18 protein-coding genes are annotated in these 23099 nt (G+C 62.0%); 7 read left to right on the plus strand and 11 right to left on the minus strand.

The window, feature by feature from the left end; translation table 11 throughout:
- Nucleotides 1–23: 23 nt before the first annotated feature.
- From AB4Z25_RS27655 to AB4Z25_RS27665, 3 genes are all read left to right on the plus strand, one after another.
- Entirely contained in the window at nucleotides 24–1451 is a 1428-nt protein-coding gene (locus AB4Z25_RS27655) for a mannose-1-phosphate guanylyltransferase/mannose-6-phosphate isomerase (RefSeq protein WP_112538895.1), read from the plus strand.
- A 97-nt stretch (nucleotides 1452–1548) separates the two neighbouring features.
- Entirely contained in the window at nucleotides 1549–2865 is a 1317-nt protein-coding gene (locus AB4Z25_RS27660) for a UDP-glucose dehydrogenase family protein (protein WP_112538894.1), read from the plus strand.
- 4 nt (nucleotides 2866–2869) lie between these two features.
- Nucleotides 2870–3892, plus strand: a complete 1023-nt coding sequence (locus AB4Z25_RS27665; protein ID WP_112538893.1) for an NAD-dependent epimerase — start codon at nucleotides 2870–2872, stop codon at nucleotides 3890–3892.
- Here AB4Z25_RS27665 and AB4Z25_RS27670 read toward each other — a convergent pair whose 3' ends face one another.
- The 6 genes from AB4Z25_RS27670 to AB4Z25_RS27695 all read right to left on the minus strand — a co-directional run bounded on the left by AB4Z25_RS27670 (nucleotide 3893) and on the right by AB4Z25_RS27695 (nucleotide 13354).
- A complete protein-coding gene (locus AB4Z25_RS27670) occupies nucleotides 3893–5680 on the minus strand; it encodes a GGDEF domain-containing phosphodiesterase (protein ID WP_112538892.1) in 1788 nt (595 codons plus the stop codon). It abuts the gene before it with no gap.
- 180 nt (nucleotides 5681–5860) lie between these two features.
- On the minus strand, nucleotides 5861–6748 hold the full coding sequence (locus tag AB4Z25_RS27675) for an NAD(P)-dependent oxidoreductase (RefSeq protein WP_112538891.1): 888 nt from the start codon (nucleotides 6746–6748) through the stop codon (nucleotides 5861–5863).
- Nucleotides 6745–7731 carry a D-erythronate dehydrogenase gene (gene denD / locus AB4Z25_RS27680; RefSeq protein WP_112538890.1) on the minus strand — a complete coding sequence of 329 codons (987 nt, stop codon included), beginning with the start codon at nucleotides 7729–7731 and terminating at the stop codon, nucleotides 6745–6747. The genes AB4Z25_RS27675 and denD overlap by 4 nt, the downstream gene beginning before the upstream one ends.
- Nucleotides 7732–7874: 143 nt before the next feature.
- Nucleotides 7875–11072: a multidrug efflux RND transporter permease subunit gene (locus AB4Z25_RS27685; RefSeq protein WP_112390374.1), complete on the minus strand. Its 3198-nt coding sequence runs from the start codon at nucleotides 11070–11072 to the stop codon at nucleotides 7875–7877.
- A 233-nt stretch (nucleotides 11073–11305) separates the two neighbouring features.
- Complete coding sequence (locus tag AB4Z25_RS27690) at nucleotides 11306–12493, minus strand: efflux RND transporter periplasmic adaptor subunit (protein ID WP_112518335.1); 1188 nt, start codon at nucleotides 12491–12493, stop codon at nucleotides 11306–11308.
- Between the two features lie 48 nt (nucleotides 12494–12541).
- A complete protein-coding gene (locus AB4Z25_RS27695; protein ID WP_112390372.1) occupies nucleotides 12542–13354 on the minus strand; it encodes an alpha/beta hydrolase fold domain-containing protein in 813 nt (270 codons plus the stop codon).
- 165 nt (nucleotides 13355–13519) lie between these two features.
- On the opposite strand from AB4Z25_RS27695, the gene AB4Z25_RS27700 reads away from it, so the two are divergent.
- Complete coding sequence (locus AB4Z25_RS27700) at nucleotides 13520–14431, plus strand: LysR family transcriptional regulator (protein ID WP_112390371.1); 912 nt, start codon at nucleotides 13520–13522, stop codon at nucleotides 14429–14431.
- A 234-nt stretch (nucleotides 14432–14665) separates the two neighbouring features.
- On the opposite strand, the gene AB4Z25_RS27705 is transcribed toward AB4Z25_RS27700, so the two are convergent.
- Both AB4Z25_RS27705 and AB4Z25_RS27710 read right to left on the minus strand, forming a co-directional pair.
- Complete coding sequence (locus AB4Z25_RS27705; protein WP_112538889.1) at nucleotides 14666–15568, minus strand: SDR family oxidoreductase; 903 nt, start codon at nucleotides 15566–15568, stop codon at nucleotides 14666–14668.
- A 60-nt stretch (nucleotides 15569–15628) separates the two neighbouring features.
- Nucleotides 15629–16369, minus strand: coding sequence for an SDR family oxidoreductase (locus AB4Z25_RS27710; protein ID WP_112538888.1), 741 nt, complete (start codon nucleotides 16367–16369; stop codon nucleotides 15629–15631).
- A 119-nt stretch (nucleotides 16370–16488) separates the two neighbouring features.
- On the opposite strand from AB4Z25_RS27710, the gene AB4Z25_RS27715 reads away from it, so the two are divergent.
- Both AB4Z25_RS27715 and AB4Z25_RS27720 read left to right on the plus strand, forming a co-directional pair.
- Nucleotides 16489–17406: a LysR family transcriptional regulator gene (locus AB4Z25_RS27715; RefSeq protein WP_112538887.1), complete on the plus strand. Its 918-nt coding sequence runs from the start codon at nucleotides 16489–16491 to the stop codon at nucleotides 17404–17406.
- Nucleotides 17407–17408: 2 nt separating this feature from the next.
- Nucleotides 17409–17990 (plus strand): DNA-3-methyladenine glycosylase, encoded by a 582-nt coding sequence (locus AB4Z25_RS27720; protein ID WP_112538886.1) that lies wholly within the window; start codon nucleotides 17409–17411, stop codon nucleotides 17988–17990.
- Between the two features lie 16 nt (nucleotides 17991–18006).
- On the opposite strand, the gene AB4Z25_RS27725 is transcribed toward AB4Z25_RS27720, so the two are convergent.
- Genes AB4Z25_RS27725 through AB4Z25_RS27735 form a run of 3 tightly spaced genes read right to left on the minus strand, consistent with a single transcriptional unit; the run spans nucleotide 18007 to nucleotide 21238 of the window.
- On the minus strand, nucleotides 18007–19551 hold the full coding sequence (locus AB4Z25_RS27725; protein ID WP_112390366.1) for a DHA2 family efflux MFS transporter permease subunit: 1545 nt from the start codon (nucleotides 19549–19551) through the stop codon (nucleotides 18007–18009).
- Nucleotides 19552–19563: 12 nt separating this feature from the next.
- A complete protein-coding gene (locus AB4Z25_RS27730) occupies nucleotides 19564–20781 on the minus strand; it encodes an HlyD family secretion protein (protein ID WP_112538885.1) in 1218 nt (405 codons plus the stop codon).
- Nucleotides 20774–21238, minus strand: coding sequence for a MarR family transcriptional regulator (locus tag AB4Z25_RS27735; RefSeq protein WP_112538884.1), 465 nt, complete (start codon nucleotides 21236–21238; stop codon nucleotides 20774–20776). Before AB4Z25_RS27735 ends, AB4Z25_RS27730 begins: the two co-directional genes overlap by 8 nt.
- A gap of 226 nt (nucleotides 21239–21464) precedes the next feature.
- On the opposite strand from AB4Z25_RS27735, the gene AB4Z25_RS27740 reads away from it, so the two are divergent.
- Nucleotides 21465–23009: a cation:proton antiporter domain-containing protein gene (locus AB4Z25_RS27740; protein WP_112538883.1), complete on the plus strand. Its 1545-nt coding sequence runs from the start codon at nucleotides 21465–21467 to the stop codon at nucleotides 23007–23009.
- Nucleotides 23010–23099 lie beyond the last annotated feature (90 nt).

Raw genomic sequence — 23099 nt, forward strand, 5'->3', positions numbered from 1 at the left:
TACGACCGCGAGGAAACATAGAAATGACGCAGAAGATCGTTCCCGTGATCATGGCCGGCGGCAAGGGCACGCGCCTCTGGCCGCTGTCGCGCGCATCGGCGCCAAAGCAGTTCATCCAGTTCATCGGCGACCGGACGCTGTTTCAGGAAACGCTCGCCCGCGTCTCCGATCCCGCCCTCTATGAGGCTCCTGTTGTCCTCACCAACGAGGAGTTCCGCTTCCTCGTTGCCGAGCAGGCCCGCGAACTCGGCCACGAACTGAAGGCGATCCTGCTTGAGCCGTCGGCCCGCAATACCGCACCCGCCGTTGCCGCCGCCGCCGTGCTGATCGCCGATCTCTTCGGCAAGGACACTCTGATGCATGTCCTCGGCTCCGACTACGAGATCGTCGCCGACCAGAGCTATTTCGATAGCGTGCGCGCCGCTGAAGCGACCGCCGCCAAGGGCAAGCTCGTCACCTTCGGCATCGAGCCATCGGAGGCCGCAACCGGCTACGGCTACATCGAAGGCGGCGAGACGCTTCCGACCGGCGCATTGACCGTCAAGCGCTTCATTGAAAAGCCGCCGCTGGCCAAGGCCGAGGAAATGCTGGCTGCGGGCGGCTTCTACTGGAACTCCGGCATGTTCATGTTCCAGGTGTCCGCGCTTCTGGCAGAAATGCGGGAACACGCGCCGGAGGCATCGCAGGCTGCCGAAGAAGCGGTTTCCAAATCCGTCCGCGACCTCGACTTCATTCGTCTGGATGCCAAGTCCTTCGCCAAGGCGCCGAATATCTCCATTGACTACGCGATCATGGAAAAAACGGCCAATGCCGCCGTCGTCCCCTCGCCTTTCAAGTGGTCGGATCTCGGCAGCTGGGACAGCGTGTGGAAGTCAGGCAATCGCGACGAGCATGGCAATGTCGCCACCGCCAACACGACACTGCTGAACAGCCGGAACTCACTGGTCATGAGTCACGGCGTCCACCTCGCCGTCCAGGGCATGGACGACATCGCTGTCATCGCCAGCGAAGACGCCGTCTATGTCGGCCGCCTGCAAGACAGCCAGAGCGTCGGCGATATCGTCAAGACGCTGGCCGCACGGCCGAAGACGGTGAAGCTTACCGAGACGCACCCGACCTCCTACCGTCCGTGGGGTGGTTACACCTCGATCTTCAATGGCGACCGCTTCCAAGTGAAGCGCATCTTCGTCACGCCGGGCAAAAAACTCTCGCTGCAGAAGCACCATCACCGCTCAGAGCACTGGATCGTCGTCAAGGGCACTGCCGAAGTGACGATCGGCGAGAATGTGCAGATGCTGCGTGAAAACGAGTCGGTCTATATCCCGCTCGGCGAAGTCCACCGCCTTGCCAATCCCGGCAAGATCATGCTGGAGCTCATCGAGGTGCAGACCGGTTCCTATCTCGGCGAAGACGACATCATTCGCCTCGTCGACGAGTTCGGCCGCAACTGACCACAGCACTTGTCTTGAACTTATGACTTTCGCTCTGTAACACGGTCGCGTTCTGCCAATGGCGGACGCGATCGTTTTTCATGATGGAAGTCATCCCATGCGTATTGTTATGATCGGTTCTGGTTATGTGGGCCTGGTGTCCGGCGCCTGCCTTGCGGATTTCGGCCACCACATCACCTGCGTGGACAAGTCCGAAGCCAAGATCGATGCCCTGGAGCGCGGCGAAGTGCCGATCTTCGAGCCAGGCCTCGACGCGATCATCGAGCATAACCGAACGGCCGGCCGCCTCGACTTCTCCAAAGATCTGGCGGCGCCCGTCGCTGCTGCCGACGTCGTCTTCATCGCTGTCGGCACCCCATCGCGCCGTGGCGACGGTCATGCCGACCTGAGCTACGTCTATGCCGCAGCCCGTGAGATCGCCGCTGCCGTCACTGGCTTCACCGTCATCGTCACCAAGTCCACCGTGCCGGTCGGCACCGGCGACGAGATCGAGCGCATCTTCCGCGAAGAATTCCCCGGCAAGGACATCGAGGTCGTCTCCAATCCGGAATTCCTGCGCGAGGGTGCCGCCATCACCGACTTCAAGCGCCCCGACCGCATCGTGCTGGGCACCGAGGAGCCGCGCGCCATCGAGGTCATGCGCGAGGTCTACCGCCCGCTCTATCTCAACGAAGCCCCGCTCTATTTCTGCGAACGCCGCACCTCCGAGCTGATCAAATACGCTGCCAACGCGTTCCTCGCCATGAAGATCACCTTCATCAACGAGATCGCCGATCTCTGCGAGCAGATCGGCGCCGACGTGCAGAAGGTCGCCAAGGGCATCGGCATGGACAAGCGCATCGGCGACAAGTTCCTGCATGCAGGCCCCGGCTATGGCGGCTCCTGCTTTCCGAAGGATACGCTGGCTCTCGTCAAGACCGCCCAGGATTACGACAGCCCGATGCGGCTGATCGAGACGACGGTCGCCATCAACGACAACCGCAAGCGCGCCATGGGCCGCAAGGTCATCGCCGCCTGCGACGGCAGCGTGCGCGGCAAGAAGATCGCCGTCCTAGGCCTGACCTTCAAGCCGAACACCGACGACATGCGCGACGCCCCGTCGATCACCATCATCCAGGCGCTGCTCGATGGCGGCGCCGAAGTCCATGCCTATGACCCGGAAGGTATGGAAGACGCCAAGGGCATGCTCGGACCTGTCACCTACGGCAAGGATCCCTACGAGATCGCCGAGGGTGCCGACGCGATCGTCATCGTCACCGAATGGGATGAGTTCCGCGCCCTCGATTTCAAGCGCCTGAAGACCACGGTCAAGACGCCGACGATCGTCGACCTGCGCAACATCTATCCCGCCGCCGAAGTCAGTAGACATGGTTTCAGCTACTTCGCCGTCGGCAAGAAAAGCGAGAAGCAGTAAGAGGATGCATTATTTCATCACCGGAACGGCCGGCTTCATCGGATTCCACCTGGCGCGGCGCCTGTTGCAGGATGGTCACCGGGTGACCGGCTTTGACGGCCTGACGCCCTATTACAACGTCAAGCTTAAGCATATGCGCCACGCGGCGCTGGCACAGTTTCCGTCCTTCACGCCTGCTATCGCCATGCTCGAAGACCGCGAGAAGCTGGAGGCGGTGATCGCTGAGGCACAGCCTGACGTACTGATCCATCTCGCCGCGCAGGCGGGAGTTCGCTACAGCATCGAGAACCCGCGTTCCTACATCAGTTCGAACGTCGATGGCTCCTGGAACATTCTGGAATTTGCCGAACGGTATAAGGTGAAGCACCTGATGCTCGCCTCGACCTCGTCGATCTACGGCTCCAACCCGGACGTCCCCTTCCGCGAGACCGATCGCGCCGACGAGCCACTGACCATCTATGCCGCGACCAAGAAGTCGATGGAGCTGATGGCGCACAGCTATTCGCATCTCTACAAGCTGCCCATCACCGCCTTCCGCTTCTTCACCGTCTACGGCCCCTGGGGCCGGCCGGATATGGCGCTCTTCAAATTCGTCAAGAACATGCTTGAAGACCAGCCAATCGAGATCTACGGCGAAGGCAAGATGAGCCGCGATTTCACCTATATCGACGATCTGGTGGAATCGATCGTCCGCCTTTCGGCCGTCATTCCCTCCGAGGAAAATCGTGTCGCCGGTGACAAGGTCGAGACGCTCTCGCACCAGGCGCCGTTCCGCGTCGTCAACATCGGCGGCGGCCAGCCCGTCAGCCTGATGGATTTTGTCGAGACCGTCGAACATGCACTCGGCCAGTCCGCAAAGCGCACGATGCTGCCGATGCAGAAGGGTGATGTGCCCCGCACCTATGCCAGCCCCGACCTGCTTCTGGCGCTGACCGGCTACAAGCCGGAAACGACGCTGGATCAGGGCGTGAAGGCATTCATCGAGTGGTATCTTGAAGCGCGCTCCGACATGGAAATCCCGGCCTAGCTATCGTCCGCCGACGCCTGGCGTCGCGTGGTTCAGGGCACGCGGCGCGATCAGTCTGGCGATATCGGCCGCGGGCGCCGGATAGCCGAGCGCATAGCCCTGCAGCGTGTCGCAGCCGATCGCCGTCAGCACCTCGGCATGGCCCTCAGTCTCGACGCCCTCGGCAATCACTTCGACATTCAATGCCTTGGCGATCTCGACGATCGAGCCGACAACGCGGTGTTGTTCTTTCGAGCCGACGATATCGGTCACCAGCTGCCGGTCGATCTTCAGCCGCTTCGGTCGCAGGCGGGCAAGCCCGATCAGCGAGGCATGGCCGGAGCCGAAATCGTCGATCTCGATATCGATGCCCATCTGCTTGATGCGCTCGATGCTGGCGACCAGACGGTCGTCGGAATCGTCGAGGAAGATGGTTTCGACCAATTCGAAGGACAAGGCGCCTGACGGGATCTTCAGGGCTTCCAGATTTGCAAGCAGCCCAGGATCGAAGAGCCGCGGGCCCGAAATATTGACGGCGACACGGGGGACTACAGCACCTTGCGCCTGCCAGTCGAGCCGGTCTTCCAGAACCCTGCTGAGAATGGCCGCGTCGATCTCTGCGGCAAGGCCGTTCTCGTCAGCCACCTTGAGGAAAACAGCTGGAGACAACGCGCCTTTTTCAGGATGGATCCAGCGGGCCAGCGCCTCCAGGCCGGCAATTTCCCGGGTCTTCGCGTCAAGCTGGATCTGGTAATAGGGAACGATCTCACGGCGCTGCAACCCGAGCCTCAGTTCCTCGGCCAACCGTCGCTTGCTCTGAATGTCGTCCTGCAGCTGCCGGGTGAAGAATTCGGTACGGTTACGGCCGAGCTTCTTGGCCTGGAACAGCGCCAGATCGGACTCGGTCAAGAGATTGCGCGCGTTGCGCCCGTTGTTCCAGGCAACGCCAATCGACGTTCCTGATTGCAGGAGTTCCTGTCCGAACCGGATCTTCTTGCCGAGCCGGCGCTGCAGGTCGCCGGCAATGCGATCCAGTTCCTCGCGGCCTGCGAAATTCCATAGAATGATGACGAACTCATCGCCGCCGACACGGGCCACCATGCCGTCAGCGGGAATGCCTGCGGTGATCCGTAGGGCAGCAGCACGCAGAACGGTATCGCCGGCCGAATGGCCATGGCTGTCGTTGATCTGCTTGAACTGGTCGAGATCGAGATGCAGAACCGCGAGCGACGATACCGACTTATTGCCATGCAGCTCGGCAAGCCGCTTGTCGAGAAGCCGCCGGTTCGGCAGACCCGTCAGATAATCGTGCTCGGCGGCATGCTCGATCCGCGCATTGCTTTCCTCCAGCGCTCTCGCCCGCGCTTCCGCAACGAGGCGCTGGCGCTGCAGCTCGGCAGCAAGCTCGACATCGGCGGTCACATCCCATTCGGCGCCGATGAACGACGGCGCGCCATCCTCGCTGACGAAAAAATGCGCCCGCGAGCGCATATGACGAATCTCGCCGTTCGGCCAGATGATACGAAATTCGGAATTGTAGGCGCCGCGCCGCGCGATCGCATCGTCGAACTCTGCGAAGGCACGGTCCCGGTCATCAGGGTGGATGGCGTTTTCCCAGATCGCTGTCGGCACCAGCCGGCTGGTCTCGCCTGTCTGGTATAGACGGTGCATCTGCGCATCCCAGACGATCCCGCTCTTGCGGACATCATGTTCCCACACACCGATCTGCGACGCATCAAGGGCAAGCTCGAGGCGTCTCAGCAAATCCTGGAATTCACGTTCTGACCGGGTCGGTTTGTTATGGGGCAATGCAAGTCTCAACCTAGCAGCGGCCTTTGCCGATATTACCACCTTCTCAAAGCCGGATTAACGAAGGCTTCTCCGTATTATCGAACTAGTTACTAGGTGAACTGTTCCTTACAACAGTCACAAAAACGCTCATGGGTTGTGCCGGGATCGTATTTTCACTTGAGAATCAAGCACCCTGTATCACCGCTTGGCGCGCGAATGCTTGTCCTCGAAATGCTGGAGAATGCCGCTGTGGTCGACGTCGCCGCCGCCGCCCGCGACGAATTCGGCGAATTCGGCGCGCACGGTTTCTGTCAGCGGCAATGCCAGCGACAGGCTCTCTGCCACAGCCAGGATATTGTTCAGATCCTTGAGCTGCAGCTTCGAAGGGCCGCCGGTGCCGAAATTATGATCGACCATGCGCTGGCCATGCAGATCGAGGATACGGCTCTCGGCGAAACCGCCGCGGATCGCATTGCGAAACGCCTCGCGTGAACCGCCACCGGCTTCCACCAGCATCATCGCTTCGGCAACGGCACCGATGGTCACCGCAACGATCTGCTGGTTTCCGAGCTTGGCAAGCTGTCCGGTTCCGGTAGGCCCAACATGGGTGACGCGGCCGAGAGGCGAAAAGACCTCCGCCAGTTCGGCGATAACAGCCCCCTCCCCGCCCGCCATGATCGCCAGCGTCCCAGCCGCCGCACCGACGACACCGCCGGAGACAGGCGCGTCGATATGCAGGATGCCGCGTTCGGCAAGGCGCTGCGCATGATCCCGCGCCGCCTTGGGCGCGATCGAGCTGCAGTCGATAACAACCGCACCTGCGGCAAGCGCTGCTGCAACACCCTGGTTGAAGAGGACGTCCTCAACGGCATTGCCATCCGACAGCATGGTGAAGACGATATTCGCGCCCTTTGCCGCTTCACTTGCATTACCTGCAATCCGCGCGCCGTCAGCCGAAAGTGGCGCAGCCTTGCTGGCACCCCGGTTCCAGACCGTGAGCGCAAAGCCCGCGCCCAGCAACCGGCGCGCCATCGGCCCGCCCATCAGGCCAGTGCCGAGGAAGGCGATATTCCGTGTGCTGCTCATCCGATCTTGCCTCCAAGCTCGTCGTCTATGTGAATGCGGATGATCTCGTCAAAAGACGAGTCGGCAACGAAGCCGAGGGCGCCCGCGCGCTTCGCCTCGAAAGCCTCCGGCCAGCCGGAAACGATGCGCATGATCAGTTCGTCGGGCTGGCGGCGGATGAGCTTCACGGCGCTCTCACCGGCAACACGCCTGAGAGCCTCGATCTGCTCGCCGACCGTGGCGCTGACGCCGGGCATCGTGAGGCTACGCTGTGCGCCAAGCGGCGCAAGGTCGATGCGCGACGCCTGCAGCAGAAAGCCGACGGCCGAGCGTGGCGATGCATGCCAGTGACGCACGGTATCCGGCACCGGCAGGATGGCTTCATGCCCGGCAAGCGGCTCGCGCAGGATACCGGAGAAGAAGCCCGAAGCTGCCTTGTTGGGCTTGCCCGGACGGATGCAGATGGTCGGCAGGCGAATACCGATGCCATCGAGGAAACCGCGGCGGCTGTAATCAGACAGCAGCAGCTCGCTCATCGCCTTCTGCGCGCCGTAGCTGGTCAGCGGCGTTTGGTGGAAATCATCGGGAATGACCTTCGGGAAGGGTGAACCGAAGACTGCCAGCGACGAGGTGAAGACCACGCGCGGCTTGTAGCCATCCTCGGCATTCGCGAGCCGGATCGCTTCGAGGAGTTCGCGCGTACCGTCGAGATTGATCCGGTAGCCCTTCTCGAAATCGAGCTCCGCTTCGCCCGAAACGATCGCCGCCAGATGGAAGATCAGATCGGGCCGGCCGGCAGCGATCTTCGCTGCCTCACCGTGCGCCGAAATGTCGGATGCCCAAGCATTCACCGTGCCGGCAAACCCCGCCGGCTTTTCAGGTTCGATGACATCGATCAATGAAAGGGCCGAGATTTCCGCGCTGCCGAGAACCTTGTCCTTGACGAGACGCGCCGTCAGCTTCCGGCCGACCATGCCGGCCGCACCGATAATCGCGATATGCATGCATTCCTCCGCTATGCGCTTCATCGGCCTAACTCCACCCGGCCGATGTACGTTCATCAAAGACTAACCGGCTGACCGGGCGATGCAAATGAAAAAGGCGGGACTAAATGTCCCGCCTTCCTGTTTCACTTTGGGGTTGCCGCTTACTCGGCTGCGACCTTCATATGGTCTTCTTCATCCACCGGATGGTTGTCGTTGTGCTGGATCAGCGGGCGATTGCCAGCCAGCTTGCGCAGCAGCACGTAGAACACTGGCGTCATGAAGATGCCGAAGAAGGTCACGCCGATCATGCCGGAGAACACCGCGATACCCATGGCGGCGCGCATTTCGGCACCCGCACCCGTCGAGGTGACGAGCGGCACGACGCCCATGATGAAGGCCATGGAGGTCATCAGGATCGGGCGAAGACGCATGCGGCTCGCTTCGACGGCCGCCTGCACCGGCGTGCGTCCTTCGAACTCCAGTTCGCGGGCGAATTCCACGATCAGGATCGCGTTTTTCGCCGAGAGACCCACAAGGACCACGAGGCCGATCTGCGTGAAGATGTTGTTGTCTCCACCGGTGAGCCAGACACCCGTCAAGGCGGCAAGCACACCCATCGGCACGATCATGATGATCGCCAGCGGCAGCGTCAGGCTTTCATACTGGGCTGCCAGCACGAGGAAGACCAGCAGCAGGGCCAGCGGGAACACGACGACGCTCGAGTTGCCGGCAAGGATCTGCTGATAGGTCAGATCCGTCCATTCGAAGTCGATGCCTGATGGCAGCGTCTCCTTCAGGATCTTCTCGATCGCAGCCTGCGCCTGTCCGGACGAGAAGCCCGGTGCCGGACCGCCATTGATGTCGGCAGCGAGGAAGCCGTTATAGCGGTTCGTGCGCTCCGGACCGGTCGTGGCATCGACCTTCAGCAGGGCCGAAAGCGGGATCATCTGACCGGATGCCGACCGAACCTTCAACTGACCGATATCTTCCGGCTGGGCACGGAATTTGGCATCGGCTTGCACGCGGACGCTGTAGGTGCGGCCGAAGGCGTTGAAGTCGTTGACGTAGAGCGAGCCGAGATAGATCTGCAGCGTCTGGAAGACGTCGGTGACGGAAACCCCGAGCTGCTCGGCCTTGGCACGGTCGAGATCGGCATAGAGCTGCGGCACGTTGATCTGGAAGCTCGAGAAGATGCCTGCGAGTTCCGGCGTCTGGTAGGCCTTGGCGAGCACGGCCTTGGTCGCCTCGTCGAGAGCCTGGTTGCCGAGACCGGCACGGTCCTCGATCTGCAGCTTGAAGCCACCCGTGGTGCCGAGACCGTTGACCGGCGGCGGCGGGAACATGGCGATGAAGGCGTCCTGGATGACACCGAACTTCTGGTTCAGCGCCATGGCGATTGCCCCGCCCGAAAGATCAGGCGTCTTGCGCTCGTCGAAATCCTTCAGCGTCACGAAGACGATGCCGGCGTTGGAGGAGTTGGTGAAGCCGTTGATCGACAGGCCCGGGAAGGCGATCGCATTGGCGACACCCGGCTGCTTCAGCGCGATATCGGTCATCCGCTTGATGACGTCTTCGGTGCGGTCGAGGCTGGCGGCATCCGGCAGCTGGGCAAAGCCGATCAGATACTGCTTGTCCTGCGACGGCACGAAGCCGCCAGGCACCGCGGTGAACAGGCTATAGGTTGCCCCCACCAGCGCCAGGTAGATGACCATGACGATGCTCTTGCGCGACAGAAGACCGCCGACGCCCTTGCCATAGGCATTCGAGCCCGAGCCGAAGGCACGGTTGAAGCCGCGGAAGAACCAGCCGAAGATCGCATCCATGAACCGCGTCAGCCAGTCCTTCTTCGCACCATGCCCCTTAAGGAGCAGAGCGGCGAGTGCCGGAGACAGCGTCAGCGAGTTGAAGGCGGAGATGACGGTCGAGATGGCGATCGTCAGCGCGAACTGGCGGTAGAACTGACCGGACAGACCGGAGATGAAGGCGAGCGGCACGAACACCGCGACGAGCACCAGCGCGATCGCAATGATCGGACCGGACACTTCCTTCATCGCCTTGTAGGTGGCGGCGCGCGGGCTTAGACCCGCCTCGATGTTTCGTTCGACGTTTTCGACGACGACGATCGCGTCGTCGACGACGATACCGATCGCCAGCACCAGCCCGAACAGACTGAGCGCGTTGATCGAGAAGCCGAAGGCATACATGACGGCGAACGTACCGATGATCGACACGGGGACCGCGATCAGCGGAATGATCGATGCACGCCACGTCTGCAGGAAGATGATGACGACGAGCACGACGAGCGCGATGGCTTCGAGCAGCGTGTCGATGACCTTCTCGATCGAGGCGCGAACGAACTTCGTCGTGTCATAGACGATCTCGTATTTGACGCCTGTCGGCATCGCCTTCTGCAGTTCCTGCATCGTCGCATTGACGTTATCGGCGATCTGGATGGCGTTCGAGCCAGGGGCCTGAAGCACCGCGACGGCAACGGCAGGCTCGCCGTCGAGCAGCGAACGCAGCGTATAGTCGGCCGCACCGAGCTCGATGCGGGCAACGTCGCGAAGGCGGGTGATCTGGCCGTTGGCCCCCGTCTTGACGATGATGTTGCCGAATTCCTCAGGCGTGCGCAGACGGCCCTGGGCATTGACGTTCAGCTGAAGATCGACGCCCTGCGGGCTCGGCGAGGCACCGATGATACCGGCAGCGGCCTGAACGTTCTGCGAGCTGATCGCATTGCTGATGTCGCTGGCTGCGAGATTATGCTCGGCAGCTTTCTGCGGATCGATCCAGACGCGCATCGAATAGTCGCCGGCGCCGAACACCTGCACCTGGCCGACACCCTCGATACGGGCAAGGCGGTCCTTGATGTTCAGGGTCGCGTAGTTGCGCAGATAGGTGATGTCGTGATCACCGCCGGTCGAGACGATATTGACGACCATGATGAAGTTTGGCGAGCTCTTGACGGTCGTCAGACCAAGCGCGCGAACTTCGGCCGGTAGACGCGGCTCGGCCTGCGACACGCGGTTCTGAACCAGCTGCTGGGCCTTGTCAGGATCGGTGCCGAGCTTGAAGGTGACGGTGACGTTGAGAACGCCGTCCGACGTCGCCTGGCTTGCCATGTAAAGCATGCCTTCGACGCCGTTGATCTGCTCTTCGAGCGGTGTTGCCACCGTCTCGGCGATGACCGAGGGGTTGGCGCCGGGATAGGTGGCGCGCACGACGATCGACGGCGGCACAACCTCGGGATATTCCGAGATCGGCAGCGAGCGCAGGCCGATCAAACCTGCGACGACGATCAGAACCGACAGCACGCCGGCAAAGACCGGCCTGTCGATAAAGAATCTGGAGATGTTCATATCAAAGCCCTCTCCGGGATGAACGTGGAATGCAACGTCCCATTCCGGCGGCTTGGGAGGCCGCCGGCGGGTGGTATGAATGTGTAGAAAGACCCCTTCTGGCCTGCCGGCCATCTCCCCCACAAGGGGGGAGAAGACCTGTTGCACCGTCTTGCGCAATGGCGGTTCGGCGGTTCTGCTGGCTAGCCCCTCCCCCTTGTGGGGAGGGGTTGGGGAGGGGTCTCAAACCGCGATCAGTTGGTCGCGACCTTCTCTTCCATCTGCGGCGCGACGACGGCGCCCGGACGGATGCGCTGCAGGCCGTTGACGACGATCTTTTCGCCGGCCTTCAGGCCGTCTTCGACGACGCGCTGGCCGTCATAGATGGCGCCGAGTTTGACCTGGCGATAGCCGACCTTGTTGTCGCCATCGACGACGAAGACGAACTTCTTGTCCTGGTCGGTGCCGACGGCGCGGTCACTGATGACGATCTTGTTCTCGGCCTTCGGCTGGCCCATGCGGACCCGCACGAACTGGCCGGGGATCAGCTTGCCGCCCGGATTGTCGAAGACGGCGCGAACAGCGATCGTGCCGCTTGCGGCATCGACGACGTTGTCAACGAGCTGCAGCTTGCCCTTGATCGGCGTGCCATCATCGGCAAGCGTGCCGACTTCGACCGGGATCTGCTCGACGGCAGGCAAAGCGCCATCCGTTGCCGGAAGCTCGGAGAGGGCCTTGGTGACCATCTCTTCGCTGGCATTGAAGCTTGCATAGATCGGATCGACGGAAACCAGCGTCGTTAGCTCGGGAGATGCCGAACCGGCGGCGACGAGGTTGCCAACAGTGACTTCGAACTTGCCGATACGGCCGGAAACCGGAGCCCGCACCTGCGTATAGTCGAGGTCGAGCTGGGCCGACTGCAGGGCTGCCTGAGCCGACCGGAGACCCGCCTGCGCTTCGGCCAGCGTGCTCTGACGCTGATCGAGATCGCTCTGCGAGATCGTGCGATTGTCGGAAAGCCGATGGCCGCGATCGAGCTCGGTCTGCGCCAGGCTGACCTTGGCATCGGCCGAAGCCACCTGGCCCTGCGCCTGCGCCACGGCTGCCTGGTAAGGTGCCGGATCGATGGTGAAGAGCAGATCGCCGGTCTTCACCAACGCGCCTTCACGGAAATGCACGGACTGGATGGCACCCGCAACGCGGGGACGGACCTGAACGCGATCGACCGCTTCGAGACGGCCCGAGAAATTTTCCCAGGCAGTGACATCACGGTTCTGGACCAGGGCGACGGTAACCGGCACAGCGGGAGCCTGTGCGGGTTCCGAAGCGGCGGTCGCGACCGTGCTCATCGGCAGTTCGAAAAAGATGGCAGCGGCTGAAACAGACGCAGCAAGGCCCAAGCCGGCGCCCACGAGGGCCCAGCGCTTCTTTCTGGACGTCATCGGTATCTCTCCTTGCGGCCTCAACGGCCGCTCATTCACAACAAGACTTCAATGCAATTGGGGTTGGACGCTTAACTCGCGGATGAAACTTCCGAACTCACGGCTGATAGTCGCCTGCCAGTCGGACACTCCTTCCGTTTTCCCACCGTAGATTGACGGCCAGCCCTTCCCGGCGGGGAGAACGTGCTGGCGAACCGAAACTTCCGCCTTCTTGAGACGCGCGGCATAGCCAAGCGTCTCGTCGCGAAGGGGATCGTCTTCTGCTGTCATGACCAGTGCCGGCGCGACACCCGAAATTCGCGAGCAGAGGCTTGGTGCCGCATAAGGGTGGCAGCCGCCGCCGCTGAGATAATGGCTCCAGCCTTCGGTCCAGCGCTGCCGCATGCCTGCGACATCGGCCTTTCGGATCGACGACGTTCCCATGAAAGGATCGAGCAGCGGCGAAATCAGGATCTGGCCATTCAGCGCATTGGCGTAATGGTCACGGGCCTTCAGCGCAACGCCGGCAGCGATGTTGCCGCCCGCCTCTTCACCGGCCACCAAGAGCAGCGAGTTGCGGTCGCCAAGACCGGACGCCCGCTTGTTGGCCATGTAGGAGAAGAGTGAATAGCCAACTTCGAGCGGCTTCGGAAAGACACCGCCGAGCGGCGCGTTGTAATCGGCAACGACGACGATGGCACCGGCGCTGGCAATGCTTTCGGCCACGGCACTGTCCTGAAGACCGGAGCCCTGAAAAGCGCCACCGTGAAAGAACAATACGATCGGCGAACCCTTGCCGTATTCGGCGCCCTGATAGACGCGCGTAGAGACGGGGCCGATGGCCACCTTCTCGAACACCATGTCTTTCACCTGCACCGTCATCGGCCTTGTAATCCTGTTAGCCGCATAACACATGACGAAACGCCACGGCTTGCCAAACTTGTAAAAAACATATTGTTATTCAGGCCACGGAATAAGAACCGCCATTCTGATTACACTGTTCCGTATTTCGAATAATATCGCAGTGCAAACTGTGGAGATCCCATCATGGACCAGCTCTCGGCAATGCGCGCCTTCATCCGCGTAGTGGAGACGGGTAACTTTACACGGGCCGCCGACACTCTGTCGATGCCAAAGGCCACCGTGACCAATTTGATCCAGGGCCTCGAGGCCCACCTGCGCACCAAGCTTCTCAACCGTACGACGAGACGCGTCATGGTTACGACCGATGGCGCGCTCTACTACGAACGCGCCTCGCAGATCGTCTCGGAACTAGAAGAACTGGATGGCAGCCTTTCCAATTCCCAGAGCCTGCCGACCGGCCGCTTGCGCGTTGAAATGGCAGGCGCTTTCGCCGATTCCATTGTGGTCCCGGCACTCTGCGATTTCTATCAGAAATACCCCGATATCCGCATCGATCTGGGTGTCGGCGACCGCACTGTCGATTACCTTGCAGAGAATGTCGATTGCGCGCTGCGCGCCGGCACCCCTGCTGATCAGTCATTGATCGCCAGGCGTGTATCCGAGCTCGAAATCGTCACCTGCGCCGCCCCGCTCTACATCCAGAAATTCGGCGAGCCGGAACGGCCGCAGGACCTCGAAAACGACCACTATACGATCAACTATTTTCGCGCCCAGACGGGCCGCGCCCTGCCCTTCGAATTTGACCGCGACGACGAACATCTAGAGATCACGCCACGCTATATGCTGGCCGTCAACGACGGCAGAACCTTCATAAGCGCGCTGACGACGGGATTGGGAATCGGGCAGACGCTGCGTTTCATGGCCCGCGACGCGATCAAGAAGGGTGAGCTGATTGAGGTTTTGCCGCAATGGTCGCGCGAGCCGATCCCGCTTTACATCGTCTATCCGCCGAACCGTCACCTCAGCAACAAGGTGCGCGTCTTCGTCGACTGGATGGTGAAGCTGCTGGCCGATGCCAAGCTGAACGACCCCTGAAAATGAAAACGGCCCGGAAGGGAGGGATACCTTCGACGGGCCGTCAATCATCGACTTTGAATTTGGTGGTCCACCGCGTCACCAGGGGAAATGGCTCGGCGGACCCATGAGGCGGGCTTCGGAACGGAGACTTTCCGTCGCCCCTTACCCAATAGATATATGCCCTATTGCGGAGTTTGTAAGGCGTTTGATTCGCATAGCAGTGTTCGCAAAATTGCAACAATCAAGCGCCGATCAGCCGATCACCGAAGGCTTCAGCAGGTCTTCAAGACCGACGCGATAGAAGAGTTCGGCCCTGACCCGATCGGCAACACCGTTGACGATCTCCGCCCCATCCTGCGACGGATCGATATGGACGCGGAATGGGCGCTTGCCGAACGGCTTGCCGACGACATCAACGATCGCACGGGCAACCTTTTCCGGATCGGCATCGGCGGGTTCCAGCGATGCCAGCCCCTGCAGCGCCTTGTCCGAAACGCCCTTGTATGGACCGTCGAGATATTCTGCTGCCCGCGCCGTATCCGCCGGCGAGCCGGAATGGGCGAAGTGGTTCGTGCCCTTGGTAAAGGCGCCGGGCACGATGATCGATGTCTCGATGCCCCAGCGGGTGAGCTCGCTGGCATAGGAAACCGCCAGTGAGTCCATCGCGGCCTTGGCGGCGAAATAAGGCGCCAAAAACGGCGGGGTGCCGCCGCGGGTGCTCGACGAGGACACCCAGACGATCAAGCCCCTGCCCTGCTTGCGAAGCTGCGGCAGCGCCGCGCGGTTCAGCCGCTGCGTCGAGAGAACGTTGATGTCGAACAGCTCGGCATATTGCTCCGGCGTGAAGGCTTCGGCCGGACCGAAGGACATGTGGCCGGCATTATGGACGATAACATCAAGCTTTCCGTTTTCGGCAACGATCTTTGCGACCGCCTGCTCGATCGAGGCGTCGTCGGTGACGTCAAGCTCGATGCTACGCAGGTCCGCACCACTGTCCCTGGCGAAATCCGCCGCATCGGCAACCGCCTTGGCATTGCGGGTGGTGGTGGCGCGGATACCGGCATAGACGGTGTGTCCGGCCTTGGCGAGCGCCCTGGCGCTCATGGCGCCGAAGCCGCTCGATGCACCGGTGACGACGATAACTTGCTTGCTCATTGTCCTGCTCCTTGTGCTCTTGGGATGGAAGGGAGGCGGCGATGCCGCCCCCGGGATCGATCAGATCAGGCCGCCATTGGCGCGCAGCACCTGACCGTTGATCCAGGCGCCATCGGAACCGGCGAGGAACGACACGGCAGCGGCGATATCCTCCGGCGTACCGAGCCGTTCCAGCGGGTTCATCTTCGCCATGCGGGCGACGAGCTCGTCCGACTTGCCGTTGAGGAAGAGGTCGGTGGCGGTCGGTCCCGGCGCGACGGCGTTGACGGTGATGCTGCGGCCGCGCATTTCCTTGGCCATGATGCCGGTCATCGTTTCGACGGCAGCCTTGGTACCGGCATAGACGGCGTAGCTCTCGAGCTTCAGGCCGACGACGCTGGTCGAGAAATTAACGATCCGGCCGCCGTTGCGCAGGCGCTTTGCGGCTTCGCGCAGCGTGTTGAACGTGCCCTTCAGGTTGACGGCGATCTGCCTGTCGAAGTTCTCGTCATCGGCATCAGCCAGCGTCGAGAGCATCATGATGCCGGCATTGTTGACGAGGACATCGACGCCGCCGAAGGCAGCTTCCGCTGCATCGAACATCCGGCGCACCGCCCCTGCATCGCTGACATCGGCCTTCGCCGTCAGCGCCTTGCCGCCGTTCTTCTCGATCTTGGCGGCAAGCTCCTCGGCGAGCGCCGCATTGCCCGAATAGTTGATGACGACGGTGAAGCCGTCCTTGGCGAGGCGTTCGGCGATTGCCGCGCCGATGCCGCGCGAGGCGCCGGTAACGAGAGCGACCTTGTTGTCCTGAGTAGCCATCTTCTTTCTCCTTCAGTGATCTGCGCTTCAGCGCGTTTCGATGAGAAGAAGATGGTCCTTTCCCTCTTTCGGATAATCAGGCATTCTTCGGCATCACTATCCGGATAATTCGAACAAAAATGGACAGATTCGATGCCATGCGGGTCTATTCCCGCGTCGTGGAACGCCGCAGCTTCACCGCTGCCGCCGAGGATACCGGCCTGCCACGCTCGACGGTGACAGATGCGGTCAAGCAGCTGGAAGCGAGGCTTGGCGTCCAGCTGCTTCAGCGCACCACCCGGCATGTCAGCCCGACGCTCGATGGCGAGGCCTATTACCAGCGCTGTCTGTCGATCCTTGCCGATATCGAGGATGCCGAAGGCGCCTTTGCCGGGGCCAAGCCGAAGGGCATGCTGCGCGTCGATGTGCACGGCACGCTCGCCCGGCATTTCGTGCTGCCGAGCCTGCCTTCGTTTCTCGAGACCTATCCCGATATCGAATTCTACATGAGCGAGGGCGACCGGCTGGTGGATCTGGTGCGCGAAGGCATCGATTGCGTGCTGCGCGTCGGCATCCCCCAGGACAGTGACATGATCGCCCGCCGCGTCGCCATGCTGGAGGAGATGACGCTCGCCTCCCCTGAATACATCGCCCGCCACAGCATGCCCGAACATCCCGACCGGCTGGATGGCCACCGCATGGTCGGCTTCCGCTCTTCGGCGACAGGCACGCTGATGCCGCTGGAATTCATCGTCGACGGCAAGGTCCGCGAGATCACCATACCCGCGACGATCTCGGTCAATGCCGCCGAGAGCCTGCATGCCGCCGCCCGCTGTGGCCTCGGCATCATCCAGGTGCCGCGCTATCACGCCGAGCGCTACCTTGCCTCAGGTGAACTGGTGCAGATCCTGAAGGACTATCCCTTGACGGACACGCCGGTCTCGCTTCTCTATCCGCGCAACCGCCAGCTTTCGCCGCGCGTGCGCGTCTTCATCGACTGGCTGGTGAAGATCTTTGCAGAGCACCGGCGGACGACCGATAGCGAGGGCATCAGTTGAATATGCAGGGACCGATCGGCGCAGCACCTCTGGAAGGCGGGACGCTTCGCGATTTCTTCGAGCGCGATGCGATCGCAGTGGCCCGGGATCTTCTCGGCTGTCACCTTCTGGTCAACGGCATGGGCGGGCGGATCACCGAAACAGAAGCCTATTTCCCCGATGACGAGGCTTCGCATAGTTTTCGCGGCCCGACCAAGCGGAACGGCGCGATGTATGGCCCGCCGGGCAATGTCTATATCTACCGCATCTACGGCATGTACTGGTGCCTGAACTTCGTCTGCACCCCGGGCTCGGCCGTTCTCATCCGTGCCATCGAGCCGGAAAGCGGCATCGCCGAGATGGCCGAACGCCGCGGCACGGATCAGCTGACCAGTCTCTGCAGCGGCCCGGGCAAGCTCTGTCAGGCCATGGACATCGGCATCGCCATCAACGACCGGCTGCTCGACCGGGAGCCCTATGCGATCTTCCCTTCCGCCCCGGTTCCGATCGTTTCGGGCAAGCGGATCGGCATCACGAAAAATGCCGAAGCACCATGGCGCTTCGGCATTCAGGGATCGCGTTATCTCAGCAAGCCGTTCCGGTAATTGCGGCGCGCAGGACCTATTCCATCACCGCTGCATGATCCATCGGCGGCGCGGCCGCCTTCGGCTTGCGCAGCAGGAAGACCAGCGGCATGACGGCGAGCGACATCAGCATCAGCAGCTTGAAATCGTCCATATAGGCGATGATCGTCGATTGCAGCGTGATGACCTCGTTCAGCGACGCCCGTCCGGCGGCCGTCAGCGGGCTCAGGCCCTGAGCCGCCGCCGCGTTGAAGGCATGGTTGAACGGCGTCACATAGGCGGCGATCGATTCATGGTTGCTCTGCGTATTCTCGACGATCAGCGCCGACACGATCGAGATACCGACCGACGATCCGATATTGCGCGAGAGATTGTAGAGGCCCGTACCATCGCCGCGCATCTGCGCCGGCAAGGTCGAAAACGCCATCGTCGTCAGCGGCACGAACAGGAAGCCGAGGCCGGCACCCTGGATGAAGCCGGTGGAGACGATCGTCCATTGCGAGACATCAGGCGTCCAGCCGGTCATGTCGTACATCGCCCAGGCGGTCAGCGCGAGGCCGAGCGCCAGCAGCCAGCGGGAATCCACCTTGCCGATCAGTCGCCCGACGATGAACATGCAGAGCATGGTTCCAAGACCGCGCGGCCCCATGACGATCCCTGCGGTGATGACGGGATAGCCCATCAGCGTCTGCAGATAGGGCGTCATCAGCGCCAGAGAGGCCAGATAGGTGATCCCGACCACGAAGATGAAGATCATGCTGACGGAGAAGTTCTGATCGAGGAACAGCCGCGGATTGACGAAGGATTTCTCCGCCGTCAGCGTGTGTACGACGAGCAGATAGAAGGCTGCGGCACAGACGATCGCCTCGATCATGATCTCGCCCGACGAGAACCAGTCGAGCTGCTCGCCGCGGTCGAGGAAGAGCTGCAGGGCAGCGATGAACAGGCTCATCATCCCGAAGCCGAACCAGTCGAGCTTCGCCAGCGCATCCCTCTTGGTTTCCGTCACGAAGATGACGATGCCGGCAAAGGCCAGCGCGCCGATCGGCACGTTGATATAGAACACCCAGCGCCAGCTGATATTGTCGGTCAGCCAGCCGCCGATGACAGGCCCGAGAACCGGGCCGACCATGACCGAGACGCCGAACAGCGCCATGGCCGAACCGCGTTCCTCAGCCGTGTAGATATCGAGCAGGATACCCTGCGACAGCGGCACCAGCGAAGCGCCGAACAGGCCCTGCAGCAGACGGAAGGCGACGATCTGGTTCAGCGACTGGGCCAGACCGCACAAGACCGAGGCGACGACGAAGCCGACGATCGCCGTCAGGAGAACGTTCTTGCGTCCGAACTTGGCGGCAAGAAAGCCCGACGGCGGCGTCATGATCGCGGCGGCGACGATATAGGAGGTCAGAACCCAGTTGATCTGGTCGGCGGAGGCCGAGACGCTGCCCTGGATATAGGGCAGCGCGACGTTAGCGATCGTCGTATCCAGCGCCTGCATGATGACGGCCAGGATGACGCAGGCCGTGATCGCGCCGCGATTGGCAACCGGGGTTGCCGGGGATGCGGGAGCGTTGCTCATGGCAGTGACTCTTTACTGGTGGCTCACAGGCCGCCCAAGAAGCTTGTTGACGAAATCAGGCAGGCCGCGGGCATGGCCGGTTTCGACATCGACGACCGTGCTCATACCGACGCGGAGCGGCGGCTTGCCTGCAGCATCCTCGATGCTGACGCGCATCGGAATACGCTGCACAACCTTCACCCAGTTGCCCGTGGTGTTCTGCGCGGGAAGCAGCGAGAAGCTGGAACCAGAAGCCGGGCTGATGCTCTCGACCTTGCCCTTCCAGGACACGCCCGGATAGGTGTCGACATAGACGGTCGCTTCCTGACCCGGCTTCACATAGGTCAGCTCGGTTTCCTTCGGGCTGGCGGCGATCCAGAGATTGTTGGTCGAGACCAGCGAGAATGCCTGCGCGGAGGCCTGCAGATAGGAGCCGACCTGCAGCGCGTTCACATTGGTGACGACACCATCGAACGGCGCCTTGACAGTGCTGTGGTCGAGCTCGCGCTGGGCATTGTCGACATTCGACTTGGCCTGCAGGAAGAGCGGGTTCTGCTCCACCGGCTGATCGGCATTGCCGCCGAGCTGGGCGAGCGTCGTCGCGGCTTCCGCCTTGGCGACCGAGACCTTCTGCTGGGCGACCTCGAGATTGTGCTTGGCTTCGTCATAGGCCGACTGCGTGGCGCTACCGTTGTTGACGAGGTTCTGCTGGCGGTCGAACTGATCCTGGTAATAGGGCAAATCGGCTTCGGCCTGGGTGATCTCGGCCTGCGACTGCTGATAGCTGGCCTTCAGGTTGGCGATCTGGTTGCGCTGCACGCCGAGCTGCGCCTTGGCGCCGTCGAGCGCGATCTTGAAGGCGTCGGACTGCAGGCTGAAGAGCACCTGCCCGGCTTTCACCGTTTCGTTCTCATGCACGTTGATCTTGTCGACGATACCAGAGACGTCGGTGGTGATGCCCACCATGTCGGCCTGGATATAGGCGTTGTCGGTCGACATCACCTGGCCGCCGTTCACATAATAATAGCCACCGACGATGAGGGCCAGGGGCAGCAATGCAAACAGGATCGGGCGCGTGAGGCTGCGCCGGCGGCGGACCGTGGTGCCGCCAGGCGCAGCGACAGCAGTAGCGGGCGCTGAATTGGATGAAGGCGCTTCCGCTACCGTTTCTTGCGTCTTGGGAGCTTCGATTTCTTCGGCAGTCTTTGCGTTGGCATCGGACACAACGCGGAGGGGGATTTTCTTAACCATGGTTCTGCTCTTTTTCAGCGACCGGTGTCCGGCACGCCACTACAAGGTTCGTCTTCATTTCGGATAGGATTGCAAACAGCGCTTCACGCTGCTCCGCTGTGACGCCGGCAAGCGCTTCGGCCCGCGTCACATCGCCGAGCTCGCGCATTTCCGCGAGGATCGGATGCGCGGCTTCGCGCATGTAGAGAAGCCAGATACGCCGGTCGGTCGGGTGCTGGCGCCGCTCGATCAGCCCGCGTTCGGCGAGTTTGTCGAGAATGCGCACCAGCGTGATCGGCTCGATTTCAAGAATTTCGGCCAGCCCGCCCTGATGAATGCCTTCGTTGTTCGACAGATAGGCAAGCGTCTGCCACTGCGAACGCGTCAGGCCAAGGCACTTCGCGCGCTGCTCGAACCGCTTGCGCAGCATCCGGGCGACGTCGTGGAGAAGGAAGCCGAGGGTCGGGTTGGAGTTCATGAAATCTGTGCCAGCTATTAATAAGTGTGCTTATAATGTTGGTAGATATATTGAGCATGGCTGACGCACAAGATCAGCCGTCTCAGATTCAGCAGCTGCGGCTAAAATGCCGCAGTGCACCGTCAAGCGAAGATTGATGCCGCGGCCTCTCCCGCGCTCCCGTCACAGGCATGGCCAAGCGCCGGGAACGCGCTAGATCATTCCCTGCAGGCGGATAGGGGGACCCATGGCATTTTTCGAAAGCATGCTGACGCTGCTGCTCGTTGCCATCGTCTTTCTCCAGGTGTCGCGGAAATTCCTGATCCCCTACCCGACGATGCTGGCGATCGCCGGTCTCGCCGTCGCGTCCGTCCCATGGGCGCCGGAGATCGGCATCGATCCGCAGCTGGCGCTGGCACTGTTCATCGCGCCCGCCCTCTTCGACGCCGCATACGACTTGCCGCCGCGGACGCTGCGTCAGAACTGGCTGCCGCTGATCTCGCTCGCGGCCATCGCCGTCATCCTGACGACCGCGGCCGTCGCCACCGTCGGCATCTGGATGGCAGGGCTGCCGATCGCGGCGGCGATCGCGCTCGGTGCCATCGTCGCGCCACCCGATGCGGTTGCGGCAACCGCCATGCTCGACCGCTTCGATCTCCCCCGTCAGACCTATGTGGTGCTGAAAGGCGAAAGCCTGCTCAACGACGCCGTCTCGCTGCTGATCTTCACCGCCGCGGTCGCCGCCGCCACCAGCCCGGCCTTCTTCGCCAGAACGCTGCCCGAACTGGCCCTGGCGATACCGGGTGGCATGATCGTCGGCTATGCCGCCGGGCGGCTCTACATGATCATCGGCACCAGACTGGCAGGAACGCTCGGCGGCACGCTGCTGGAATTCGTCGCCACCTTCGGCACCTGGATCATCGCCGAGCGCTTGCATCTCTCAGCCATCCTGGCGATCGTCGTCTATGCCATGGTGATCGCCCGTTACATGCCCGAGCGGCAAAGCGCCCGTCATCGCATCCATTCCTATTCCGTATGGGAAGCGGCAGTCTTCCTGCTCAATGTCGTCGCCTTCCTGCTGATGGGACTGCAGGCGCGGCAGATCTTCCTCGACATGGAGCCGGGCCGGCGCACCTACGCCCTGACGGTCGCTCTCGCCGTCTTCATCACCGTCGTCTGCGTCCGCATGCTCTGGGTGCTCGGCTACAATGTGGTGATGACGCGTCGGCGGATGAGGCGGACGACAAAGCAGGAGCCGCCGACGCTGGCGATGAGCATCGTTGCCGGCTGGTGCGGCATGCGCGGCCTCGTAACGCTCGCCGCAGCACTTGCGCTGCCCTTCGACTTTCCGGAGCGCGACGTGATCCTGCTGAGCGCCCTCGGCGTCGTCCTCGGCACCCTGATCATCCAGGGATTAACGCTCGGTCCACTGATCCGTTTCCTGCGCTTCGCGCCTGACACCTCATGGGAGAAGGGATTGTCGGATGCCCGTGCCGATCTGCTGGAATCCGCTCTCGCGGAGCTAGAGGGCGAGGAAAGCAAGGCGGCAGCGATCCTGCGGCATGTCTATACCTCCGAACGCGAAATCGTCCGCAAGGGTGAACATCCGCGCGAAGTCAGCGAAATGGATGAACTGCGCCGCAGCATCATCACCGCGAAACGCCAGAAGCTCGCGGAGATGCGGCGAACCGACGAGATCGATGACGACATCTTCCATATTCTCGAGCAGGAGCTCGACTGGGCCGAGCTTGCGGCATCATCTCCCGGGCAGGAACAGATCGTCGAAGGGTAGTGACCACATGACTGAGCACTGCAACCTATTGTCGTTTGCTATTTCCGCGAAGTGACGCTTATAGTGCCGTTTCATACGGTTAGCGCGGCA

The sequence above is a fragment of the Rhizobium sp. RAF36 genome (assembly GCF_052114105.1).
In the GTDB taxonomy this organism is placed as follows: Bacteria; Pseudomonadota; Alphaproteobacteria; order Rhizobiales; family Rhizobiaceae; genus Rhizobium.

Bases quoted from the DNA above. Each gene is read 5' to 3' on its own strand.
- AB4Z25_RS27655 (WP_112538895.1), top strand. From the start codon at position 24: ATGACGCAGAAGATCGTTCCCGTGATCATGGCCGGCGGCAAGGGCACG.
- AB4Z25_RS27725 (WP_112390366.1), bottom strand. From the start codon at position 19,551: ATGAGCAACGCTCCCGCATCCCCGGCAACCCCGGTTGCCAATCGCGGC.
- AB4Z25_RS27710 (WP_112538888.1), bottom strand. From the start codon at position 16,369: ATGGCTACTCAGGACAACAAGGTCGCTCTCGTTACCGGCGCCTCGCGC.
- AB4Z25_RS27735 (WP_112538884.1), bottom strand. From the start codon at position 21,238: ATGAACTCCAACCCGACCCTCGGCTTCCTTCTCCACGACGTCGCCCGG.
- AB4Z25_RS27685 (WP_112390374.1), bottom strand. From the start codon at position 11,072: ATGAACATCTCCAGATTCTTTATCGACAGGCCGGTCTTTGCCGGCGTG.
- AB4Z25_RS27700 (WP_112390371.1), top strand. From the start codon at position 13,520: ATGGACCAGCTCTCGGCAATGCGCGCCTTCATCCGCGTAGTGGAGACG.
- AB4Z25_RS27660 (WP_112538894.1), top strand. From the start codon at position 1,549: ATGCGTATTGTTATGATCGGTTCTGGTTATGTGGGCCTGGTGTCCGGC.
- AB4Z25_RS27695 (WP_112390372.1), bottom strand. From the start codon at position 13,354: ATGACGGTGCAGGTGAAAGACATGGTGTTCGAGAAGGTGGCCATCGGC.
- AB4Z25_RS27690 (WP_112518335.1), bottom strand. From the start codon at position 12,493: ATGACGTCCAGAAAGAAGCGCTGGGCCCTCGTGGGCGCCGGCTTGGGC.
- AB4Z25_RS27720 (WP_112538886.1), top strand. From the start codon at position 17,409: ATGCAGGGACCGATCGGCGCAGCACCTCTGGAAGGCGGGACGCTTCGC.
- AB4Z25_RS27730 (WP_112538885.1), bottom strand. From the start codon at position 20,781: ATGGTTAAGAAAATCCCCCTCCGCGTTGTGTCCGATGCCAACGCAAAG.
- AB4Z25_RS27705 (WP_112538889.1), bottom strand. From the start codon at position 15,568: ATGAGCAAGCAAGTTATCGTCGTCACCGGTGCATCGAGCGGCTTCGGC.
- AB4Z25_RS27740 (WP_112538883.1), top strand. From the start codon at position 21,465: ATGGCATTTTTCGAAAGCATGCTGACGCTGCTGCTCGTTGCCATCGTC.
- AB4Z25_RS27675 (WP_112538891.1), bottom strand. From the start codon at position 6,748: ATGAGCAGCACACGGAATATCGCCTTCCTCGGCACTGGCCTGATGGGC.
- AB4Z25_RS27665 (WP_112538893.1), top strand. From the start codon at position 2,870: ATGCATTATTTCATCACCGGAACGGCCGGCTTCATCGGATTCCACCTG.
- denD (WP_112538890.1), bottom strand. From the start codon at position 7,731: ATGCATATCGCGATTATCGGTGCGGCCGGCATGGTCGGCCGGAAGCTG.
- AB4Z25_RS27715 (WP_112538887.1), top strand. From the start codon at position 16,489: ATGGACAGATTCGATGCCATGCGGGTCTATTCCCGCGTCGTGGAACGC.